Source organism: Oribacterium sp. (assembly GCF_057249185.1).
Window position 1 is genome coordinate 1 of record NZ_DBHIGR010000220.1, and the last position, 2,966, is coordinate 2,966.

At 44.5% G+C, this 2,966-nt stretch carries 2 protein-coding genes and 1 pseudogene; all 3 read right to left on the reverse strand.

Translation table 11 applies throughout. From position 1 onward, the window contains the following. Nucleotides 1-421: pseudogene (locus ACO4PX_RS09650) on the reverse strand (ABC transporter permease); the annotation flags it as partial. Then, nucleotides 396-1,355: an ABC transporter ATP-binding protein gene (locus tag ACO4PX_RS09655; protein ID WP_315375996.1), complete on the reverse strand. Its 960-nt coding sequence runs from the start codon at nucleotides 1,353-1,355 to the stop codon at nucleotides 396-398. The gene ACO4PX_RS09655 and the pseudogene ACO4PX_RS09650, both read right to left, overlap by 26 nt. Next, nucleotides 1,352-2,966: hypothetical protein (locus ACO4PX_RS09660; RefSeq protein WP_485572471.1), on the reverse strand; the 1,615-nt coding region annotated here is incomplete at its 5' end. The genes ACO4PX_RS09655 and ACO4PX_RS09660, both read right to left, overlap by 4 nt.

The following is a 2,966-nucleotide window of genomic DNA, read 5'->3' on the forward strand; positions in this document are numbered from 1 at the left end:
TGCCGGAAATTCCGCCATAGATATATAAGGTAGCCAAAAAAGGAACTGTGGAGGAAAGTAAAGTCAGATGGGTGGACATATAGGCTATGAGCTTTCCCTGTAGTATGGTCTTTTCCGTACAATCCGTACACAAAAGCAGAGCTAAGTTGTTTTGCTCTCTTTCCTGGGTAATACTGGAAGCACTTAGGGCAGGAGCCAAAAGCAGAAGAAAAACGAAAAGACCGCCGCCTACATAATAATAAAAGCGGTTAAACATGGCGTAACGAATTTCTCCCGTCTGCTGTGCGTTTAGAGAAATATAATAGAGATTTCCGAATAAAAGCACAAAGAGCAAAAGATTGGTAAAGAAAATCAGCATAGGAAGAAACAAACTTCGGTTTCCCAGCAAACTGTCCTTACTCCATATCGGATTCTCTTTCATAGGACAAAAGACTCCTTTCCTCTTGAGATTTTTGAAACAAAACGCCCTCGATACTGCCCTGTTCTCTATAGAAGGAATACAGCTTAATTCCGCTTTCCACTATATTTTGTAAAAGCTCGGCCTCTTCCTCCCGGGTTCCCGAAAAGCCGACCCGAATTTCATTTTCCCGAAGGCTTATAGACTTGACTTTGGGCTCATTTTTCAAAGCCTGCATAAGCCCTGTGCTCTTCCCCTGCACTTGTATAATAATGGGATTTTGCATGCTGAGCTCCCGGGTGATCTGTGACACGGATCCGCTCCGAATCATTTTCCCCTGATGCAAAAAGCCCAGATGGGTGCAAAAGTCCGACACCTCTCCTAAGGAAGAGCCTGTCATAAAAATGCTTTTTCCCTGACTTTGATAATCTAACAGCATGGTTTTGATTTCTTCCAGTGTTCTTGGATCCAATCCTGCCAAAGCTTCATCAATAATCAGAATTTTGGGGTCGTGCAGAATGGCTCGAACAAAGGAAAGCTTCTGTAAAGCTGCCTTGGGCAAAAGCTCCATGGCACTGTCCTCCCAAGCCAAAAGACCGGACATTTCCAGAAGCAGTCGAATTCTTCCTCGAATACGGCTTTCCTCCATAGAATAACAGGAGGCAAAAAACGCAAGGTATTCTCCCACCCGCATTTGGGGATAAACTCCCGGAATATTGGGCACATAGCCCAGTCTTCGCTTGAGTCTCCTCAGTCCGGAACCTGCCTCCATATCATCGATAAAGATATGACCGCTATCCAGGGGATAAAGCCCCATAAGCAGATTCACAAGAGTGGATTTTCCGGTATCCGGAAGTCCCAGCAGGCCAAAAATCTGATCATCGGAAACCTCTAAGGAGAAGTCTTCAATCACCTTTATGCCGCCATAGCTTTTTTTTACATTTTGGAATTGAATCATGCTTCCTCCTTTGCCACAACATAAATCTGAGGCAGGTACTGCCTGATTTGAGGAGAAACATTGCTTTCCTTCGGTACGAAGCGGATATTCAGCTCCTTTTTCTCACTTAAATAGGGAGTGAGCTTCTCTCCTTCCAGAGTTCCGTCCTTGGAGGGAAGCAGGTCATAGCCTCCTGTCTGATAATTGTAAAGAGCCATATTTCCCTGAAAATTCTGTAAAAGTTTTCCATCCTCCAGCTCTATCTTTTCAAAACGGATCCCTTCAATATTCTGCTCCTCCCCCAGGGGATAATGAATTTCCAAGGGAATCATGGGATTCATGGTATTGGTCTGTAAGTCGTATTCTCCGCTGGACACCACAGGATCTCTGGAAAGAGCACAGTACTCTATGCTGTCGCCTTCCTTCCGGTCCAAAGCCACGGACTGGGTAAGAATGTGTACGCCGTATTTTTCAAGATTCTTCTCTTCAGTAAAGCCCAACTGCTCCTCTCGAATGAAGCCGAAGAATCGAGCATCAGAAAAATAGCCGTGCAATCTTTCACTTAAGATATACCGAAGAAAATTCTTTCCGTTTCCGCTACTGATCAGATTGCTGCTGTACTCGTAATCTCCCACAGGTATGGCTGTGCTCTCCAGGGTAGACAGGTCTATTTCCGCCCCGCTCTCCCATTTTCCACACTTCACCATCCTGCCGAAGAGATAGAAGAAGCTGTCATAGAAGGTGTATTCCGTGGTATTTTTCAGTTTTCCGCTAATCTTTCCCTGATAATAATGGATGCTGCCCTGAATATCTCCCTTGGCATTGGCGGATTTTTTATTGATATTAAAATAATGAGGAGCAAAGGCATCACTCTTGATGATATGAATCAAAGACTCCTCTCTGTCTCTACGAATATCCATCCGATGCAAATCTTCCTTTTGCAAAAGCTCCGTAAGATCTCCGGTAAAATCCATTCCCTTTACAATGGGATTCACGGTATATTCGGGCTTTACGGAAAGACTGATATTGTTTTCATTGGGAGAACGCAAATTAATGTAATTCTGTTCCTCCACCGTATCTTCCGTAATTTGCGAAAGCTTCAGGTATGAAAGAAAGCTTCCGTTAAAACGGGTTCCCATCCCCAGGGACCAGACAATTACCCCCAAAAAGAGGGAAAACAGCAGAATACTCAAACGATAGTATTTTAAATTGCCCTGAGAACGCATCAAAAGATAAAGCCCCGGCCCCAGAAAAATCAGACTGGGAAAGAGAATGGCAAAATATAAGGCCAGGGAGGGGAGCTTACTTAAATCGGAAAGATTCATCAGCTCCTCTAAATCCCAGTACTGCTTTAAGCTTTTTTCCGATGCGGATATGGACAGGTTATCCAAACGATTTTGCCCATAGAGGGCAAGAAGCAGTCTGCCTACATAGGAGCTGTCTTCCGTAGCATAGCGCTCTACTTCGGATAAGTCATAGCCCAAAACAGCCAGTAAACCGTTTCCCTTGGGAAGCACGGAAAGGTAGGGCTGATTTTCCGAAAACAAACCCTCTCTTCCTCCCCGGAAATGTACGGGAGAACTGAAAACAGACACGGTACGCAGATTATCCCCCGTTACTGTAACTTCATTC